Genomic DNA, 19,216 nt, shown 5'->3' on the forward strand with positions numbered 1-19,216 from the left:
GCAAATGAGCGGTTTGTCAAACGGTCACAGCCTGTCCCTGTTTGACCCAGGACGCCACGGTCACCGTGCGGCGGGCTTGATGCCGGATGGCCTCCACCGCGCCCGGGTCGATCTCGCCGGTCTCCTTCACGGTCACACTCGTGCCGTAGGGGTTGCCGCCTGCTGCGTACGCAGACGGATCCGTGAAACCGGGGGCGGCGACGATGGCACCCCAGTGATACATCGAGGTATACAGCGCTAGAATGGTCGCCTCCTGGCCACCGTGCGGATTCTGCGCGCTCGCCATGGCGCTCACGACCTTATTCGCCGTCAGTCCCTTGGCCCACAGCGGTCCAAGGGTGTCAAGAAACTGTTTCATCTGCGACGGGATGTTGCCAAAGCGGCTCGGCACGCTGAACAAAATGGCGTCCGCCCATGCCACGTCGTCCGGCGTCGCCACGGGAATATGGGCCGTCGCTTGGACGTGTGCTTTCCACGCGGGCGAGGTGTCGATCACCGACTGGGGCGCGAGCTCCGCCACCTTGCGCACGCGCACCTCTGCTCCTGCTTCTCGTGCGGCTTCCGCAGCGATCTGCGCCATTCGATAATTCGTTCCCGTTGCGCTATAGTAAAGAATGGTCAAGTTGACTTGGGCCATGGTGTTCCCTCCTGTGCGGTATCGTCTGCGCCAGATACTTACCATTCGTAAGTAGATGGGCGAGGACCATCATAGAACTTGTGCGACCCGCTGTCAAATGTCAGAAGCGTATGAACGGGAGGTGAAAGGACAGTGGAGCGGGGCCCGGAGGGAGTTCAGCGGCTGGGCGATGCCATTGCCGATGTGCTCCGGTACGAAATTGTCATGGGCGAGTGCGCCGCAGGCCATGTCTTAAGTGAGAACTTTCTGGCGCGACGATTTGGCACGAGCCGTTCACCTGTCCGCGAGGCTCTTCGCCAGCTGGCGCACGAGGGCCTCCTAGAGCTTGGGCGCAACGGTGCTCGCGTGCTGGGTTTGAGCGGGGAAGATGTGCAGGAGTTGTACGATGTGCGCGAGCTCGTGGAGGGGTTTGCTGCCCGCCGGGCATGTCGGCTCGCGCGAGGCCAGCGCGAAGGGCTTGCTCAAACGCTCCTGTCCGTCGCACGAGACATGGAAGACGCCGTCATGCACGGCGACTGGCACCGATTTTCCGAGCTCGATCTCGTCTATCACCAGTCCATCGTGGAGGCGGCGAATCACCGACGCATCATGCGGCTGTGGCACGAGATAGGCAAGCTGCTGCAGTTGACGCTTGCGATCGTCATCCGCATGCGCATGCAACGCGGGGAAGCGGACATGCGGGGGGCCTTAGCTCAACACCGGGCGCTGGCCGAAGCGCTTCTCGCAGGGGATGAGGAATGGATGGCTCGCGTTGTGCAATCGCATGTGGATGAATCCCGGCGACTCCTTTTGTCCAACGCCCGCCTGGAAGGCTCGCGCGGCGAAGAGGACGAACGGTGTTGAGAACGAGGAAGAAAGCGCTTGCGATGCTTCAAGGAGCGCCATCGGAGATGCGGCGAGGTGTGCGCATGGGGTTTTGGCCTGACTTCGTGCCGTGCAGCTTACGCACTGCTCTGCAAGGCGGCCTGGCGAGGGCCGCCTTGTGCAGTGCGTGTTACGCCGTGCGGGGCACGGTGCCCAGAGAGGTTGCAGCGCCATGGACGAAAGGATGCGCTTTCGTCCGATGGGTTTAAGCGCTTACACCCGTCGAAGACGCGCGCTTTTGCGCAAACGGCTGGCCGACCGGCATGAAGACGTGGCCCATGGTCTCATTGAGCACCGTCGCAAACGACGTGTACAGTGCGCTCAGGCCGCAGATAAACCCGACCCAACCGCCGGCGGTGCTGCTGCCGATGATGCCAAACGCGTGGGCCGCAAGCAAGAAGAACGTGATCCACAGGGTCAAGAACACAAACCAAAGCGCCTTGTTCAAATAAAACGTCCCGAACCACAAGAACAGCGTGAGGATACCGAAGAACAGGAGGAAAAGTCCCAACCCTGCGGTGGGCGCGAACTTGTTGATGAGATAAAAGGCCCACCAAAATGCGCCGTACGAACAGAACGCTGTGGCGCCGAACGTGTTGCCCTTGCGGAATTCCCAAAGACCTGCGATGAACTGGGCTGTGCCGCCATACGCAATGGCGAGCCCGAGCACCACGCCGAGCGCGCCTGCGCTCGTCACGCCCGCATTGATGAGGCTCAGGATGCACGTGGTAATTCCAAATCCGGCGAGGCCAAGCGGGCCAGGATCAGCGATTTTCACCTGATCAGACATTCCATTCACCCTCTTTTCCATCTCTTCATGGGTTGAAAACGGCTCGGCTATGAGCGAGTGGGCGTCCTGCGCCTGCCGGATCACCTCCTTCCAGGCGCAGGTTGGCGTGTGTTCGGCTCAAGCTCATCATTCCTGGTCCTTGTACTGCGACTTCAGCTGCTCCACCACGGCCGGATCGGCGAGGGTGGTCGTATCGCCCACGACGCGGCCCTCCGCGATATCGCGCAGCAGGCGGCGCATGATCTTGCCACTGCGCGTCTTCGGAAGATCGGCCGCGAAGATGATTTCCTCGGGACGCGCCATGGCGCCGATTTGCTCCACCACGAACTGCTTCAGCTCGGCGACGAGATCGTCCGAAGCGGATTGGCCTTCCTTCAGGATGACGAACGCCGTGATGGCCTGACCTTTGACCTCGTGGGCTCGCCCGATGACGGCAGCCTCCGCAACCGCGGGGTGCGCGACGAGCGCGCTTTCGACCTCGGCGGTGCCGATGCGGTGGCCGGAGACATTGATGACGTCGTCGAGGCGGCCGACGATCCAATAATAGCCGTCCTGATCTCGGTACGCGCCGTCGCCCGGCAGGTAGATGCCTTCGAATTTGCCAAAGTACGTCTTGCGGAAGCGTTCGTCATCGCCCCAGACCGTGCGCAGCATGGACGGCCACGGCTTGGTAATGACGAGATTGCCGCCGTGCCCAGGCGGGACTGGATTTCCATCGTCGTCGAGGATGTCCACCGAGATACCTGGGACGGGTTTCGTGGCGGAACCCGGCTTCGTGGTGACGATGCCTGGCAGCGGCGCGATCATCGCGCAGCCCGTCTCGGTCTGCCACCACGTGTCGACGATGGGGCACCGCTCTTGGCCGACGTACTTGTGGTACCACATCCACGCCTCGGGGTTGATGGGCTCGCCGACGGAACCGAGCAGGCGAAGCGTGCTCAGGTCGTGCTTTTCGACGTACTGGGGCCCCCACTTCATGAACATGCGGATGGACGTTGGCGCGGTGTACAAGATGGTTGCGCCGTACTTTTCGGCGATGGCCCAGTACCGGTCGCGATCTGGATAATCGGGCGATCCCTCGTACATGACGACGGTAGCGCCCGCCGACAGCGGCCCGTAGACGATGTACGTGTGTCCCGTGACCCAGCCGATGTCCGCGGTGCAGAAGAAGACATCGTCGTCCTTCAAGTCGAACACGGTGCGCATCGACGTATTGACGCCCACGAGATAACCGCCGGTGCTATGCGCAATTCCTTTCGGCTTACCCGTGGTGCCAGATGTATAGAGAAGGAACAGATAGTCCTCCGAATCCATCGGTTCGGCAGGGAACGGCTTGGTCGGCGCGGCCGCGATGAGATCGTGCCACCACACGTCGCGCTCAGCGTGCATCGGCGCGTTGGCCGCGTCGCCCACCCGTTTGACCACGACGACCTTCTCGATGGGCGTGCCTTCGACGGCCTCGTCGGCGTTTTGTTTGAGCGGGATGACCTTACCGCGCCGCCAGCCGCCGTCCGCGGTGATGAGCAGCTTGCTGCCCGCGTCCAAAATGCGGTCCTTCAAGGCTTGCGCCGAAAAGCCGCCGAACACGACGGAGTGCATCGCGCCGATTTTGGCACAGGCGAGCATCGCAATCGGAAGTTCCGGCACCATGGGGAGGTAGATGGTGACGCGGTCTCCCTTCTGGACGCCAAGTTGCTTCAGCGCGTGCGCGGCCTTGTCGACTTCGCGGCGGAGCATATCGTAGGTCAACACGCGGCTGTCGCCAGGTTCGCCCTCCCAGATGATAGCTGCCTTGTTTTTGCGGTGATTCAACGTGTGCCGATCCACACAGTTGTAAGCGGCGTTCAACTTGCCGCCGATAAACCATTGGGCATGAGGCGGATCCCACCTGCAAACGCTTTCAAATTTCTGAAACCATGTCAAATGCTCGGCCTCTTTGGCCCAGTACGCCTCAGGGTCGCGAGCGGCCTCTTCGTAAATGCTTTCATCGCTGTAATTCGCTTGCCGGCGAAATTCTTCTGAAGGGGCAAAGGTGCGCGTTTCACGGAGTAGAGCGTCGAGGTCATTCGGGGTCATGATCTGTCTCCTTTCTCTGGCCGCTCAATCACGGCGGCAACTTGAATGGCTCGGTTCTTATGATAGGATAAGTTGCTTGAAAAAACAATCGCAAACCGTTGTCAATGCCTATATATTCGAAATTGGCGTTCGCTTATGCCCTGATCTCGTGGGGATGAGGCTGGCGTTCCACGTCGTTGTCGGGAGCAGCGGCATGAAAAAAGCCGCTTCGCGAGGTGTTTCACACCGCGAAACGGCTGAGGAAGGACGGTCAGTCCTCTTCGTCGTCGTCTTCGGCCTCGTCGAACAGTTCATCGTTATAGGCGTCGACGACGCGCTGCCATTCTTCGTCATCCTCAATCTCCGACAGCACCATCTGCTCGCCATCTTCGCCGTCGATGCGGAAAATGACGCCTTCTTCCATGGAGTCGTCGAGCGGCAAAAGGACCGCGTAGTCCTTGTTGTCTACGGTCAGAACTTCGCCCAATACAAACTGGTGTTCTTCGCCGTTTTCATCTTCCAGGACGATGACTTCGTCCTCGTGTTCGACAAACTCGTCGTGAGCCATTCATCTCATTCCCATCCGCTATCCAAATTTGGCCTGCGCCATGCTTGCAACAACATAACACCATGTGTCCACGGTGTCAACGCACCCGGCATCACCGAGGGGGCGGCGAGGTGAGCCCTCGCTGCAACCGGCTCGAAACGGCGTCCAACAACTCGTTGAGGCGGCGCTCAGCTTGTTCGAACGCCGCAATCTCTGGTAGGCGCCGCATCTCCGTGAGCAACCGATCCGCCTCCTCAATGACGTGCCGGTAGTGCATGGGCGGCACGCGGCGCGCCTGAAACTCGGCGACCGCTTCCTGGAGCTCGCGGAAACGGCGAAGCAGCGACTGGGCTTCTGGCGACTCGTCGAGCCGCGCTTTGGCCTCGCGGTAACCTTGCGCGGCTTCTGAGTCGGCAATGAGACGGGCGAGTTCCGACGCTTTTTCCCACAATACGACTCGGTCCATCTCATCACCTCACATGCGCATCGTTACCGCGGTGGCCGTCCTCTATACACCTAGGTTGCGCTCGGCGTCGGACCCATGGTCGAGTCCTCCTCGCGCATGAGTTGTTCCAGCTCTTTGACCGCGCGGTCGAACGCTTCTCGATTGCGCTCGTCGAGCGCCCGGTCGATCTTCATACGAATCTCCTCGCGCCGCATCGCCCTGGCTTCGACTTCCGACAGGACTTGCTGCACTTCCGGAGGAATCGGAAGCTCCGGTAGATTGATGAACACGAACAGCTTGTCGGTCGATGACGCATTGTTGAAATACGCCTGGAGAGCGGGCAGAATTTCCTCCGCTTGGCTCACCTTCTTGATGCGTCCATTCAGCGGCAGACGGGCGATCATGCCGTGGCGCCCAATGATGAGAAGCGGCACGTTCTCCAGCACGATGTTCGTCGACTCCAATTGGCCATGGCGAGCAGCGAGAAAGTCGATGACGGCCTCTGCCCCAGGAGGGAGCAGCTTGGTCTTGAGCAACAGGATATCATCCTTCGTCATCATCGCGCGTTCACTCCTTTGCCGGAGTTTCCTCCTGACGGATCATACGCCTGGTATCACGCGACCGCGCTCGTGTGGACGGACAAGCTCGAATGGAAAGGCAATCCGTAGGTCGTGCACCGACCGGCGCTTCGCCACCACCGAAGTGGTGCAAATATTGTAGCAAAAGGTTCGGCGAAAGGAAATGAGGTGAACGCCATTTTCCCATGTGTCACATCGATTCCCTGGGTCGTGGCCCGTTTCAGGCCCCATACTACGCTCACGGGAGGGGAAGCGCATGGGCGACTGGGTGTACTTTGCAGGTGTATACGATACCAAATTCGAAGCGTACTGCGCCGTGATGTGGGTGGAGGCGGATGAACGAATTCGCCGTTCCGCGCGGCCGACCCAGGTCGAGGTGTACCGCCTGCGAAACGGGAAGTACGGCGTCCGCTTCCTTCCGCAGTGCGAGGTGACGCGGCAAGCGCGGGCCGAGTGATGTCGAGCGTGCGTCCAGGGCGCAGCGGCAGAAGACAGCCATCCCGTGGGGTGGCTGTCTTCTTGCGCTTTACGCGTTGTCCTCGTCGCTTGTCTCCCGTTTGGTGCCTTCCTTGAGGAACTCCGCCACTTCGTCCGGGATAGCGGTTTCGGCCTTGGACTGCACATGCTGGGCTGCCTGTGCCGCCGCCTGCTTCGCCTGACCGGCGAGCTCCTTCACGCCGCTCGCTGCCTGCGTTGCCGCCTGTTGCACCCTTTGACTCGCGCGCTCCATCGCTTGGGGTTTGCGCGCCCGAGACAGGGTCGCCTTGATCGGGCAGTATCCCGTGATCGCTTCGGCAATCTTCATCACGCCAAAGCCAGCTAAAAGCGTCTTTGTGAGCGCCGACTGGTGGCGCCCATACACAGCCGACGACAGGCTCGCCAAACCTGCTGCGAGACGCAGGTATCGATCCGCTGGCTCCACGTTCTGTTGCATGCGCATCCTCCTCTCGCGGGAATATCCACAGTATCCCGCGCGAGACCACTCGGCATGCCGAGAGGAGGCTCCATCTTTGGAAGGTATGCTGACTTTGACTTACCTTGATGAAATGGCAACGTCGTGACATAATGGGTATTGTAGTACCGTAGACACAAAGGAGGCTTGAGCGCATGAGTCTCATCCCGTACGTGATTGAGCAGACGTCGCGAGGCGAGCGAAGCTATGACATTTACTCGCGCCTGCTCAAGGACCGGATCATCTTCTTAGGGACGCCCATCGACGACGATGTCGCGAACGCGGTGGTCGCACAGCTTTTGTTCCTTGCCGCAGATGATCCGGACAAGGATATCCAGATGTACATTAACAGTCCGGGAGGGTCGGTGTCTGCAGGCCTTGCCATATACGATACCATGCAGCACATCAAGCCCGACGTGAGCACCATGTGTGTCGGCATGGCGGCGAGCATGGCGGCGGTCCTGTTGGCTGCAGGTGCGAAGGGCAAGCGTTACGCGCTCCCGAATTCTGAGGTGATGATTCACCAGCCGCTCGGCGGCGCGCGCGGCCAGGCGTCGGACATCGAGATTCACGCCCGGCACATTCTCAAGACGAGAGAACGCCTCAATCAAATTTTGGCTGAGCGAACGGGTCAACCGCTGGAGCGAGTTGCCCAGGATACGGACCGCGACAACTTCATGTCGGCGGAGGAAGCGAAGGCGTACGGGTTGATTGACGAGGTCATCTATCGCTGACACACGATCCGTTCACGGCCGAGGCGCGTCGGTGCCTCGGCTTTCTCGTTTCGGGGGTGATCAGGGTGGAGTTGTATTTCGACTACGCGGCGACGGCTCCCGTGCGGCAGGAGATCCGGGAACGGGTCACCGAGTGGCTCGACATCTTCGGGAACCCGTCCTCGCTTCATCGCCTCGGCATGCGGGCAGAGCGCGCGCTGCAACGTGCGCGTGCACAGGTGATGCAAAGTCTTTGCGCCAGACAGGGGCGCCTCGTCTTCACGGGCGGCGGCACCGAGGCCAACAACCTTGCGATCTACGGTGTCGCCAGGGCGTATGCCAACCGGGGCCGACACATCGTGACCACCGCAATAGAGCATCCGGCGGTGAGGCAGGCGGTGCACGAATTGGAGCACCAGGGTTTCGAGGTCACCTACGTCCGCCCGGACGCGCGCGGCGACGTGTCGGCCGAGGATGTCCTCCGGCACGTGCGGGATGATACCGTGCTCGTCTCGGTGATGCACGTCAACAACGAGACAGGCGCCGTCCTCCCGGTTGAAGCCATTGGGGATGGGCTTCGGCGGTATCCCAAGGCGGTCTTCCACGTCGATGGGACTCAAGCGCTCGGAAAGATCCCGGTCTCTCTTGAGCGAACGCGCGTCCATCTGTACGCTTGTTCCGGTCACAAGGTCGGCGCGCTGAAGGGCGTCGGCGCGCTCTTCGTGCATCCCAGTCTTCACTTGCTGCCCCACGTCGTGGGCGGTGGCCAGGAATTCGGGTTGCGATCCGGCACGGAGAACGTCCTTGGCGCCCTTTCATTCGGTGAAGCGGCGCTTCGCGCGGTTTGCGACATGGAGGCGGATGCCGACGCAGAACAGAAGCGCGAACGGTTGGCGCGAGGGCTTGAAGAGCTTGGGTACGTGCTGGTGGATCCTGTCCACCACTCTCCGTATATCCTCTGTGCCGCGCTGCCTGGCGCGCGCGGGGAGATCTTGGTGCATGCCTTTGAGGAAAAGGGCTTGTATGTGTCCGCGGGTAGCGCATGTTCGAGCGGAAAACACGGACGCGAACCGAGTCACGTGCTCACGAGCATGAGCATCCCACCTGATTTGGCGCTTGCGGCCGTGCGTTTTTCATGGCATCCTGGCACTCGAATGTCGGACATCGAACAGGCCCTTGAGGTCGTCCGCGATCGGACGGCTTGGGTCAAGCAAGCTTTACGAATTCGCTAGGAGGATCCGAACTTGATTTATGATCATCTCCTGATTCGATATGGGGAATTGACCACCAAGGGTGCAAACCGCGCCGAGATGGAACAGCTTTTGGAGCGCAACGTGCGGCGCGCGCTGTCCGGGTGGCCCGAGGTGCGGGTCACGCGCAGCCAGCAGCGCATCGTGGTGCAGCTGAACGGAGCGCCTGTCGATGCGACGCTGCAAAAGCTGCAGCAGGTTTTTGGCATCTCCTCCATCTCGCCTGTGGCCGTCGCGCCGCTCAACTTGGAGGCAATTCAACAGAAGGCGGTCGAGGTCGCGAAGCGGGAGCTGATGGACAAGTCCACGTTCAAGGTGGAGGCCCGCCGCGGTTATAAGGACTTCCCGCTCGACAGCCCGGCGCTTCAAAAGGCAGTTGGCGCCGCCATTTTGCGCGCGCTGCCGCACATTCGCGTGGATGTTCACCGTCCCGAGGTCGTGATCGAAGTGGATATCCGCAAGTCGGCTGCGTACGTGTACCCAAGCCGCGTGCCGGGGCTCGGCGGATTCCCGGTGGGGATGAGCGGAAAGGGACTCGTGCTGCTCTCGGGCGGCATCGACAGCCCGGTGGCTGCCTGGAAGGCCATGAAGCGCGGATTGGCGCTTGAATTGGTCCACTTCCACAGTTTTCCGTTCACGAGCGAGCGGGCGCAGCAGAAGGTCGAGGACCTTGCGGCGGTCTTGACGACGTGGGCAGGTCCGATGAAGCTGCACCTCGTCTCGGTCACGGCGATTCAGTCCGAAATCCAGCGGGCGGCGCCGGAGGGGCTCAGGACCATCCTGCTTCGGCGCATGATGGTCCGCGCGGCCTCGCGCATCGCGGACGAAGTCGGGGCCGGTGCCCTCGTGACCGGCGACAGCCTGGGTCAGGTGGCAAGCCAAACGCTGCCCGCGCTGAACGCGGTCGATCGCGCCACAGAGCACACCATTTTGCGTCCGCTCATCGCGGAGGACAAGCTCGAGATCATCGAGCTTGCGAAGCGAATGGGGACGTATGACATCTCCATTCTTCCTTTTGACGACTGTTGCTCGCTTTTCGCGCCAAAACACCCCAAGACGCATCCGAAGCTGAGAGATATCGAGCGCGCGGAGGCCAGGATGGATGTGGAGAGCCTCATTGCGGAGGCGGTGGCCTCGCGCGAAGAGAAGTGGGTGCTGGCGGATGAAGCGTTAGGCGCGAGCGCAAGCTACCGGTGAATCGCCGAGGGAGGGGTAGGGATGCGCTGGCTTCGGCTCGCCTTTCGAGTATTCCGGTTTGTGTCAACCCTGTACGCGCTGTGGAATGCGTCGCGATTCACGCGCGCGCTGTATGTGGGACGGTTGCTGTGGAGAGCGATTCGCAGAAAGCCGATTTTTGACCGCCCGCCGCGCGTGGTGATTGAGTACGTGGGCGCCAAATCGCCGCACCTTTATCGGCGGCGCGGCTGGCGCAGGATTCGCCCGGCGCATCGAGTCGATCCTTGACGTCCTTTGCAAGCGCGTTGGTTTAAGTCTCCTCACCGGTGGGAATAACAAATGGTAGCGTCGGGATATTTCCGACTGGCGACCATCGTGGAAAGGCCGGTGAAGTGAGATGAGCGAGACGAGACACAAGGACAGGGCCATGCGCCAAGATGCGTGGACGACGGAGGACGACGAGATTCTAGCGGAGATCGTCCTGAAACACATCAAACAAGGTAGCACCCAGCTGGCTGGGTTCAACGAAGCCGCGAGGCGCCTGGGTCGAACCGCGGCGGCGTGCGGCTTTCGGTGGAACGCGTGTGTCAGGAAGCAGCAGCGTTATCGCATCGAGCTCGCGAAAGAGGAGCGCAAGAAGAACAAGTCGCAGCGGGTGCAGGCGCAGCTTGAAGGGGGCGACGCGGATCACCCGACGGCGACCCTCATGACGTGGGCGCAGGTGCTTCGCTTCTTGCGCCAGGAAAAGAACACGGCGCAGGAGTGGGCATCGCGCTGGCGCAGCGCAGAACGGCAGCTGAACGAGTGGCGCGCGAAGTTTGAGTCCCTTGAAGCCGAGTACAAGCGCGTGTGCGAAGAGCTGCGAGAGTTGAAGTCGACCCACGACGCCGTCACGCGCGACTACAAGGCGCTTGTGGAGATCATGGAGCGTGCGCGCAAAGCGGCGCTTTTGGACGAGGACGTGATCGGCCCGAAGTTCGCGGAGGGGTTCATGTACCGCATCGATGAGTATGGCAACCTGGAGCGGATCACGACGGGCGAACGGATGGAGCAGGCTGAATAGGCTTGCTCTTTTTGTTTCTGGGCGCTGGCCGACGGCTTTCTGGGCGCTGGGCGACGGCTTGATGTGCGCTGGGCGACGGCTTGATGGGCGCTGGGCGACGGCTTGATGGGTGCTGGGCGACGGCCCAGGTCGTCAGGCGCTGAGGGGCTCGGCGGTGCGCAGGGGAAGTGGACGCATGCGGCATTCCAACACGAGCCATGCTACGAGCGAGGACGGTGAGAGGTATGCGGTTTGCGCTCCGCCTAAAACGCCCTGCATCGCGCTGGCTCACGTTGGCGTTGGCGCTCGTTGGGCCCTTTTGCACAACGGGATGCTATGACCGACAGGAGTTGGAACAGCAGGCGTTCGTCAGCGTGCTCGGCATCGACAAAGCGCCGGGCGGGCTCATCGACTGTACCTTTCGCATCGCTCAGCCGGTCAATCCGACGGGCGGGAGCTCGCACTCTGGTCAGCAGCCGCTTGCCGGCAAGGAGCCCATCACGGTGCGCGCGAGAAGCATTCCCGAGGCCATGATGATAGCGAACGGATCGGTGGAGCGGTCGATCACGTTTTCCCACCTGTCGCTCATCGTCTTTGGGGAAGACCTTGCGAAACAAGGTGTGGAACCCTACATCGAGGCCCTGACGCGCTATCGGGAATTTCGGCGGACGGTGCCTGTCTCGGTGTCGAAAGGGAAGGCCAGCGAATCGATGAAGGCGTTCCAGCCCATGCTCGATTCGGCCATCACCCGCATCGCGGACGGCGTGGCGCTCGTCTCGCAGCGCACGGGCATCGCCCCTGTGTGCCCGATTCAGCTGCTGATTGACGGCATGGAGAATCCTCACGAGGACGCCATGGCGCCGATATTCGCCGTCAATGAAAACGTCGAAAAGGGAGACATGCCGGATTCGCCAGGGCTGTCGTACCGCGCGGGCGACGTGCGCCGGTCCGGCGGGAATCCCGTCGACTGGATGGGCGCGGCCATCTTTCGGGAGGACCGCATGGTGGACGAGGTGACGGGAAGGGATTGCCTGTACCTGCGGCTCCTGCAGGGCGGTGTCCACCACGCCACGCTCACATTGCGCGATCCGGAAGATCCGTCTCGGGACATCGGCCTGGAGCTTCACAAGGAGCGGCCCGCCGAATACCAGGTCACGCTGTCCCAGCCCATGGTCATCACGGCGCACGTCCCCGTGGATGCGGACGTGATCAACATTTCGTCCACGCGCAACTACGCGGAGCCACAGGCTCGCCAGAAGCTCGAACAAGAGCTCGACAAACAGGTGTCTGAGCGCATGCAGCGCTTGCTCGAGCGCCTGCTTGTCGTCGATCAGGCGGACGTCATTCCCGTTTCCAAGGCAATTCGAAGCAAGTTCATGACGTACCAACAGTTCGCCGCGTTTCCATGGGAGGAGAAACTCAAGACCGCGAAAGTGCATGTCGACGTGCAGATCCACGTGCGGCGCTTCGGCGTGCAGCTGGAACCCATTCAAAAGAAGAGCTGACGTTTACATCGTCCAGCCGCCGTCCACCGCGATGACTTGACCGGTGACGTACGAGGCCTGGGGGCTCAGGAGAAACGCGACCGCCGCGGCCACCTCCTCCGCCTGCCCCAACCGCCCGAGCGGGATCTCGGCGCACAGCGCCGCTCGCTCTTCGGGCGCGAGGTGATCGAGCATCTGCGTCTCAATCGGGCCCGGTGCGACGGCGTTGACGCGCACGGGAATCGACGCCCATTCGCGCGCGAGGGACTTCATCCACGCCACGACGCCGCCCTTGGCGGCCGCATAGGCCGCCTCCATCGCCGCGCCGCGCAGTGCATAGACGGACGAGACGAAGACGCAGGCCGATTCGCGTGAACGCCGGAGGTAAGGGAAGGCAGCCCGAGCCAGATAGAACGCCGACGAGAGATGCTCGTCCACCACGCGGCGCCACGTTGCGGCGGACATCTCGTGCGCCAGGATCCGCGCCTCGCGACCTGCCGCGTGCACCACCAAGGACGGCACGCCTAGCGCGGTGGCCGCCGTGACCAGCCGGCTTGCGCCCTCTTCCGTCGCAAGGTCCGCCTGAACGGCGATGGCGCGCCCCCCGCGCCGCGCACATGCTTGCACCGTCTCCTCCGCGCGATCACGGCCCGTCCAATACCCGCACACGACCTTCACGCCGCGGGCAGCGAGCTCGAGCGCGACCGCTCGCCCGATCCCGCCGGAAGCCCCTGACACAATGGCGACTCGGCCCGATACATCCCCGCGCTCCATGAGGTTTCCTCATCTCCTTACCGTTTTACATCCCTAGCCCCGGTTGTTATGATGAGTGTGGCCATTTTGGGTAGAGCAAAGGGGCGAGTTCTCCTTGAAGTGTACGGTATACGAGGCGCCGACCGGAAATCCACTAGCCGACGCCCATTTGTTCGCCTTTCACCGCGTTCATCACCTCTACGACGATCAGGACCCGCGTGACATCGCCACCTATCGCGCCCGCGCTTCCGCGGTCTTGGACACGTACAGCGGCAGCCTGCGCGCCGCACTCGTGGACGCGCTTCGCCCGTATCACGCGCAGATTGGCGCGTCCACGGCGCAAAACCGGGCGCTTGAGCGCTTGGCGCAGCCGGATGCGTTGGCCGTGGTGACGGGCCAACAGGCCGGGCTCTTCACCGGTCCCATCTACAGCCTCGCCAAAGCCCTGACCGCCATCGGCGTCGCGCGCGAGCTCGAGCGGCGCCTGGAACGCCCTGTGGTGCCCGTGTTTTGGATCGCCTCCGAGGATCACGACGCCGACGAGGTCAACCACGCGTACGTCGTCGATCGCCTAGGGGAGGTTGCGCGCATTCAGCTGCCGCATCGATTTGAACCGCACCGCATGGTGTACTGTGAGTCGCTCACGGCCGACGATGTGCGGGCGGTGCTGAGTCAGGCGGATGCGCGCCTGCAGGAGGCCGAGCACAAACTCGAGGCGCTGCACGCCGTCTGGGGCGCTTGGCGGGAGGGCGATTCGCTTGCGACGTGGTTCGCGCGGCTCATGGCGAAGCTCCTCGGCGATCACGGCCTCGTGTTCTTCGATCCGTGCCTTCCGGCCATTCGGCGTCTCGCCTGGCCGGTGTTCCGCAACGCCATCCTGCGGGTGGACGAGGTGCAGGAGGCGCTCGCCGGCGCGTATACCGAGGTGGAACAGGCGGGCTTTGCGCCGGAGGTGGTGCGGGACCCGCTTCATTCGACCGTGTTCGCCGTGATCGACGGCAAGCGCTTTGTGCTTGAGCGCGGCGGGCCGGGGCTTGTCGCGCGTGGTCACGGCGAGGCCGGGTCGCAAAGCGACTGGTTGCAGCGGGGCGAGTCGGATCCAACGGGCTTCTCCGCCAACGTGCTGTTGCGTCCGGTCGTGCAGGACGTGGTGTTGCCCACCCTGGCGTATGTGGGCGGGCCGAGCGAAATTGCGTACTACCCGCTCGCTCGCGGCGTGTTTCACGCGCACGGCCGGCGATTGCCGCCCCTCATCCTGCGCCAGCGCATGCGCCTCATACCGCCGAGCGTCACACGCCTTTTGCGAAAGCACGACTTGACGCTCGAGCAACTGCGCGAGCCGATCGATCTCGTCGCAGGGCGAGTGGTCGCCGACGTCGCCGAGCCCATCCGGCGCGAGGTCGACGAATGGATGGAGCGCGTCCGCGCCGAGATCGCCCGCCTTCAGGAGGGATTCAGCGCCTCGGGGCTGGACTTGGCTGGCGTGCTGAAACGGCATGTGCAGGTGGAGGAGCGGGCGTGGAGGGACTTGGAGCGCCGCGTGATTCGCGCGTGGAAGCGGCGGCGGCAGGATGAGATTCGGCAGCTGTATCAGATCGAGCGATGTCTCTTTCCGGATGGATCTCCTCAGGAGCGCCGGCTCTGTCCTCTCAATGCCTGGATTGAACTCGGAACCGACGCGTTCGGCGCGTTGCCCACGTGGAGCTCCATCGCCCAGATGGGCGCTGTGCTTGACGTGGTGATCGACGACTGAACCGACCGCTTGGATGCAAGGCGATCGCGCCTCGGGTGCGCGATCGCCTTTTTGCTGCGAAAAAATGCGCGAAGGCAGCAGGAGATCGGCGATGCGCCGCGAACAGGTATGATTGTGGTGGATAGTGGGGCAAAGTGGGGGACCTACGCGAGCGGGTGGTGAAGGCCGTTGTTCATGGGTGAATACGAACATTCCCTCGACAGCAAAGGGCGGCTGACCATCCCGGCCAAGTTCCGGGAGGGGCTGGGGGATTCGTTCATCGTCACCCGCGGCTTGGACCAATGCTTGTTCGCGTACCCGCTCGACGAATGGCGCACGCTCGAGCAGAAGCTCAAGTCTCTGCCCATGACGAGATCGGATGCGCGGGCGTTTGTGCGCTTCTTCTTCTCGGGCGCGTCCGAATGCGAGGTCGATAAGCAGGGCCGCATTCTCCTTCCGCCCAAGCTGCGCGAGTACGCGAAGCTTGAAAAAGAATGCACGCTCATCGGCGTGTCGAATCGAGTCGAAATCTGGAACACGGGTGTCTGGGAACACTATTCGAGCGACGCCGAGCGGTCATTTGCGGAGATTGCGGAGAACCTTGTCGACTTTTCGTTCTGATGGCAGGAGATGAGACCTTGGAATTTGCGCACGAGAGCGTGCTGTTGGAGGAGGCCGTCGAAGCGCTGTTGCCCCGGCCGGGGGGCGTGTACGTCGATGCAACCCTCGGCGGCGGGGGACACACCGAGCGCATTCTCGAGCGGTCCGCGCCCGACGGCGCTGTCATCGCATTTGATCAGGACGCAACAGCCATTGCCCACGCTGGCCCGCTCAAGCGCCGCTACGGAAGCCGCCTCACGCTGGTTCACGCCAACTTTGCGGAGATGGAAGAGCGCTTGCACTCGCTCGGCGCAGGGCCGGTCGATGGGGTGTTGTTCGATCTCGGCGTGTCTTCGCCCCAGTTTGATGTTCCAGAGCGGGGCTTCAGCTACTGGCATGAGGGGCCTCTCGACATGCGCATGGACCAGGATCGGCCGACGACGGCGCGCGAGGTTGTGAACACCTGGGACGAGGATGCGCTGCGCCGAATTCTCTGGGAGTATGGCGAGGAGCGGTTTGCGGCAGCCATTGCGCGGGCCATCGTCCGCGCGAGATCGCACAAACCGATTGAGACGACGACGGAGTTGGCCGAGATCGTCAAAGAGGCCATTCCAGCTCCGGCCAGGCGGTCCGGCCCGCACCCGGCGCGGCGCACCTTTCAGGCGCTTCGCATCGCGGTGAATGACGAGCTCGGCGCTTTGGAGCGCGGGCTCGAGGCGGCGTTTCGCGTGCTCAAACCGGGAGGACGGCTGTCGGTCATTACCTTCCATTCGCTTGAAGACCGCGTGGTCAAGCGAAGGTTTCAAGATTGGGCGCAGGGCTGCACGTGTCCGCCGGAGTTTCCAGTGTGTCAATGCGGGCGAACCCCGCAAGGGCGGATGGTGCCGCGCAAGCCCGTGACGCCTTCGGACGAAGAGCTGAAGCGCAATCCGCGCGCGCGATCGGCGAAGCTGCGCGCATTCGAAAAGCTGGATGATGGGGAGCGATGAATGCCATGTCTGCCGTGCAACAGGAACTTCGCACGCGCCGCGAGGCGTGGGGCCAAGCGGCGCCGATGCGCGAGCGGGATGCGCGCGAGGCGAATCGCCGCGCCGCACGCAGGCGCCTGTGGAACAGAGCCACGTTTGCAATCTGCTGCCTGGTGAGCTTTGCGGCCGTGTGGTGGGTCGCTGCCAAGGGGGCGCAGATCTACGAACTGAACGACGAGCACGCCAAGCTTCAGGCCGCGATCGCGTCGCAACAAGCCATCAACGCGAACCTCGAGACCCAGGTTTCGGAGCTTGAACAACCGGCGCACATCCTGTATGTCGCGATCAACAAGCTGCACATGGTCTACAAGAATCCAGTGATGATTCCGACTCAGGGGAACGGCGAGTGATGACATGAACCGGGGTGGCAGGCGAACAAGCCGCACGAGCAGCTGGAAGCGGCCGAAGCGGCGCATGTGGGCGCTGCAGCTCGCCATGGTGGCGACGCTCGGCGCTGTGGTTTGGCGCGTGTACGACGTCCAGAGGGTCTATGGCGGCACGCTGAAGCGCGACGCGGCACAGGTCATGGACGTGACGGAACCCCTCCTGGCTCCCCGAGGCGCGATCCTCGACGCGCAGGGCAATCGCCTCGCGTACGACGTCCCAGCCTACTATGTCGACATCGAGCTCGGGCCGATCCGGCCGTACGCCGATCAAGCGGCGCAGATTCTCGCGCCCATCCTCGGCGCAAAGGCGGCCGATCTCGCCGCACTGCTCTCGAAGTCCGGCACGTGGATTCAGCTGCCCACGCCGGTGGAGGCCATTGTGAAATCCAAGCTCCAGGCGGCCTTTGCGGCGCACGCGTGGGCCCCTGACGACACGCGGACCGCGTGGAACAACTGTGTGACCTTTACGCCGACGGAACTGCGGGTGTATCCCTACGGGGATTTTGCCTCCAATGCCATCGGGTACGTCGTGAAGGGAGTCGGGGAAAGCGGCGTGGAGCTCGAGATGAATGCCTACCTGTCGGGTCAAAATGGCCTCATCTCGTACAAGCAGGATCCCACTGGCATTCCCATTCCGGGCAGCGTGAAGGTGATCAGGGCGGCGAAGCCAGGGGACAGCGTGCAACTCACCCTCGACGACACGATTCAGGGTTACGTCGAAGACCAGATGGACGCGCTCGTGCAGAAATACCATCCCCAGCACGCGGCCATCGTGGTTTCGGATCCGCAGACGGGCGCCATTCTCGCGATGTCCAGCTGGCCGAACTTCAATCCCAACGAGTACTGGAAAGCCAGCCTAGAGGCCCTGTCCTCGAACTGGGCGGTGTCGAGCGCGTTCGAGCCCGGTTCGACCTTCAAGCCGTTCGTGCTCGCGGCGGCGCTGGCGACGCACTCCATCAACCTCTATGACACGTTTCAGTCGGGGCAGATCACGATTGACGGCCAGACGATTCACGATTGGAATTACGTCGGGTTTGGCGTGCTGACGTACCAGCAGGCCCTGGAGGAGTCGTCGAACGTCGGTTTCGCGCGTATTGCGATGGCACTCGGGTGGCCTAATTTGGACAAATACCTGCAGCTCTTTGGCTTCACGCAGCCCACCGGGATTGATCTGCCGAACGAAGCGACGTCCATCCTGTTTCCTCCGTCGGAACAGGGACAGTTGGAGCTCGCGACGGCCGGGTTTGGCCAGGGCATCGCGGTGACGCCCATGCAGCAGATCATGGCGATGGACGCGATCGCAAACGGCGGGCGCTTGATGAGGCCCTACATCATCAGCAAGGTGATCTCGCCTTCTGGCAAGGTGATTCAGGAGAATCGCCCCACGGTGATTCGCCAGGGGTTTCTGCCTGAGAACGTGATCCAGGAAGTTCGCGATACGATGGTGCTCGACGTGTCCGATCCCAAGCATGGCATCGACACCGGCGCCGCCATCCCGGGTTACGAGGTCGCGGGGAAGACGGGTACGGCGCAGATTGTGAATCCAGCCACGGGGACGTACTATCAAAGCAAGTTCGAGACGTCGTTCATCGGCTTTGTGCCGGCGCAGGATCCGAAGGTCGTGGTGTACGTGACGGTGTACGACCCGCAGGTGGCGCCTGACGAGGCGTGGGGCAGCACGGTTGCCATTCCGGTGGCCAGGGCCATCATGCAGGAGTGTTTAAACTACTATCACATCCCCCCGACGGGCGCCGTCAAGTCGCTTCAATCGGAGCCTGGGGAAGGACAGGTGTCCTACGTCGACACGCCGAATCTCGTCGGGATGACCGAGGCAGAGGCTAAGGCGGCGCTCGCCGGCGCCGGACTCCAGGGCATGTTCACTGGGGGAAGCGGCGTGATCGAGCGGCAGTGGCCGGCGCCCGGCGTGCAGGTGCCGAAAGGGTCCAAGCTGTATGCGCTGCTCGCCAACCACGGCGCGAGCTCGTTCGCGATGCCGGACTTGACGGGGCTGCCGCTGCGGGATGCTGTCAACCTGCTCGCGGCGATGGGGCTCGAGGTCACCACCTCGGGTTCCGGGTACGTCGTGGGCCAGTCGATTCCGGCGGGTACGCAGGTGAAGTCGGGGGAATCCGTGCAGATTCGCTTGTCGCCCCAGGGCTGACGCGCAAGGCGCCAGCCCTTCTA

21 protein-coding genes are annotated in these 19,216 nt (G+C 62.6%); 13 read left to right on the forward strand and 8 right to left on the reverse strand.

Going from position 1 to position 19,216, the window contains the following annotated elements; translation table 11 throughout:
• Positions 1–16: 16 nt before the first annotated feature.
• Positions 17–637 (reverse strand): NAD(P)H:quinone oxidoreductase type IV, encoded by a 621-nt coding sequence (gene wrbA / locus BW934_RS10720; RefSeq protein ID WP_076347950.1) that lies wholly within the window; start codon positions 635–637, stop codon positions 17–19.
• A gap of 132 nt (positions 638–769) precedes the next feature.
• On the opposite strand from wrbA, the gene BW934_RS10725 reads away from it, so the two are divergent.
• Positions 770–1,480 carry a GntR family transcriptional regulator gene (locus BW934_RS10725; protein ID WP_076347952.1) on the forward strand — a complete coding sequence of 237 codons (711 nt, stop codon included), beginning with the start codon at positions 770–772 and terminating at the stop codon, positions 1,478–1,480.
• A 226-nt stretch (positions 1,481–1,706) separates the two neighbouring features.
• Here BW934_RS10725 and BW934_RS10730 read toward each other — a convergent pair whose 3' ends face one another.
• The 5 genes from BW934_RS10730 to BW934_RS10750 form a co-directional block, all read right to left on the reverse strand.
• Positions 1,707–2,291: an acetate uptake transporter gene (locus BW934_RS10730; RefSeq protein WP_076348142.1), complete on the reverse strand. Its 585-nt coding sequence runs from the start codon at positions 2,289–2,291 to the stop codon at positions 1,707–1,709.
• A gap of 126 nt (positions 2,292–2,417) precedes the next feature.
• On the reverse strand, positions 2,418–4,367 hold the full coding sequence (gene acs, locus BW934_RS10735) for an acetate--CoA ligase (RefSeq protein ID WP_076347954.1): 1,950 nt from the start codon (positions 4,365–4,367) through the stop codon (positions 2,418–2,420).
• Positions 4,368–4,617: 250 nt separating this feature from the next.
• Entirely contained in the window at positions 4,618–4,914 is a 297-nt protein-coding gene (locus BW934_RS10740; protein ID WP_076347956.1) for a DUF1292 domain-containing protein, read from the reverse strand.
• A 91-nt stretch (positions 4,915–5,005) separates the two neighbouring features.
• Positions 5,006–5,359: a YlbF/YmcA family competence regulator gene (locus tag BW934_RS10745; RefSeq protein ID WP_076347958.1), complete on the reverse strand. Its 354-nt coding sequence runs from the start codon at positions 5,357–5,359 to the stop codon at positions 5,006–5,008.
• A 50-nt stretch (positions 5,360–5,409) separates the two neighbouring features.
• Entirely contained in the window at positions 5,410–5,898 is a 489-nt protein-coding gene (locus BW934_RS10750) for an IDEAL domain-containing protein (protein ID WP_076347960.1), read from the reverse strand.
• Positions 5,899–6,172: 274 nt separating this feature from the next.
• On the opposite strand from BW934_RS10750, the gene BW934_RS10755 reads away from it, so the two are divergent.
• Positions 6,173–6,373 (forward strand): hypothetical protein, encoded by a 201-nt coding sequence (locus BW934_RS10755; protein WP_076347962.1) that lies wholly within the window; start codon positions 6,173–6,175, stop codon positions 6,371–6,373.
• Positions 6,374–6,442: 69 nt separating this feature from the next.
• Here the strand turns inward: BW934_RS10755 and BW934_RS10760 are convergent, their stop codons facing one another.
• Entirely contained in the window at positions 6,443–6,850 is a 408-nt protein-coding gene (locus BW934_RS10760) for a YgaP family membrane protein (protein WP_084182575.1), read from the reverse strand.
• 173 nt (positions 6,851–7,023) lie between these two features.
• Between BW934_RS10760 and clpP the strand changes: the two genes are divergently transcribed.
• From clpP to BW934_RS10790, 6 genes are all read left to right on the forward strand, one after another.
• On the forward strand, positions 7,024–7,602 hold the full coding sequence (gene clpP, locus BW934_RS10765) for an ATP-dependent Clp endopeptidase proteolytic subunit ClpP (protein WP_076347966.1): 579 nt from the start codon (positions 7,024–7,026) through the stop codon (positions 7,600–7,602).
• A gap of 65 nt (positions 7,603–7,667) precedes the next feature.
• Positions 7,668–8,813, forward strand: coding sequence for a cysteine desulfurase family protein (locus tag BW934_RS10770; RefSeq protein ID WP_234969738.1), 1,146 nt, complete (start codon positions 7,668–7,670; stop codon positions 8,811–8,813).
• Positions 8,814–8,825: 12 nt separating this feature from the next.
• Positions 8,826–10,028 (forward strand): tRNA uracil 4-sulfurtransferase ThiI, encoded by a 1,203-nt coding sequence (thiI, locus tag BW934_RS10775; RefSeq protein ID WP_076347968.1) that lies wholly within the window; start codon positions 8,826–8,828, stop codon positions 10,026–10,028.
• Positions 10,029–10,049: 21 nt separating this feature from the next.
• A complete protein-coding gene (locus tag BW934_RS10780; RefSeq protein ID WP_076347970.1) occupies positions 10,050–10,295 on the forward strand; it encodes a hypothetical protein in 246 nt (81 codons plus the stop codon).
• Between the two features lie 139 nt (positions 10,296–10,434).
• Entirely contained in the window at positions 10,435–11,070 is a 636-nt protein-coding gene (locus BW934_RS10785; RefSeq protein WP_076347972.1) for an RsfA family transcriptional regulator, read from the forward strand.
• Positions 11,071–11,294: 224 nt separating this feature from the next.
• Complete coding sequence (locus BW934_RS10790; RefSeq protein ID WP_076347974.1) at positions 11,295–12,554, forward strand: Ger(x)C family spore germination protein; 1,260 nt, start codon at positions 11,295–11,297, stop codon at positions 12,552–12,554.
• Between the two features lie 3 nt (positions 12,555–12,557).
• Here the strand turns inward: BW934_RS10790 and ymfI are convergent, their stop codons facing one another.
• Positions 12,558–13,307, reverse strand: a complete 750-nt coding sequence (ymfI, locus tag BW934_RS10795; protein WP_076347976.1) for an elongation factor P 5-aminopentanone reductase — start codon at positions 13,305–13,307, stop codon at positions 12,558–12,560.
• Positions 13,308–13,401: 94 nt separating this feature from the next.
• On the opposite strand from ymfI, the gene bshC reads away from it, so the two are divergent.
• The 5 genes from bshC to BW934_RS10820 all read left to right on the forward strand — a co-directional run bounded on the left by bshC (position 13,402) and on the right by BW934_RS10820 (position 19,193).
• Positions 13,402–15,039 carry a bacillithiol biosynthesis cysteine-adding enzyme BshC gene (bshC, locus tag BW934_RS10800; protein ID WP_076347978.1) on the forward strand — a complete coding sequence of 546 codons (1,638 nt, stop codon included), beginning with the start codon at positions 13,402–13,404 and terminating at the stop codon, positions 15,037–15,039.
• A 168-nt stretch (positions 15,040–15,207) separates the two neighbouring features.
• Positions 15,208–15,639 (forward strand): division/cell wall cluster transcriptional repressor MraZ, encoded by a 432-nt coding sequence (gene mraZ / locus BW934_RS10805; protein WP_076347980.1) that lies wholly within the window; start codon positions 15,208–15,210, stop codon positions 15,637–15,639.
• 17 nt (positions 15,640–15,656) lie between these two features.
• Positions 15,657–16,607 carry a 16S rRNA (cytosine(1402)-N(4))-methyltransferase RsmH gene (rsmH, locus tag BW934_RS10810; RefSeq protein ID WP_076347982.1) on the forward strand — a complete coding sequence of 317 codons (951 nt, stop codon included), beginning with the start codon at positions 15,657–15,659 and terminating at the stop codon, positions 16,605–16,607.
• Positions 16,604–16,996, forward strand: a complete 393-nt coding sequence (locus BW934_RS10815) for a septum formation initiator family protein (protein WP_234969739.1) — start codon at positions 16,604–16,606, stop codon at positions 16,994–16,996. Before rsmH ends, BW934_RS10815 begins: the two co-directional genes overlap by 4 nt.
• Before the next feature lie 4 nt (positions 16,997–17,000).
• Positions 17,001–19,193: a penicillin-binding protein gene (locus BW934_RS10820; protein ID WP_076347986.1), complete on the forward strand. Its 2,193-nt coding sequence runs from the start codon at positions 17,001–17,003 to the stop codon at positions 19,191–19,193.
• The last annotated feature ends 23 nt before the right edge of the window (positions 19,194–19,216 follow it).

Origin of the sequence: Alicyclobacillus vulcanalis, assembly GCF_900156755.1 — a bacterium.
Classification (GTDB): Bacteria; Bacillota; Bacilli; order Alicyclobacillales; family Alicyclobacillaceae; genus Alicyclobacillus; species Alicyclobacillus vulcanalis.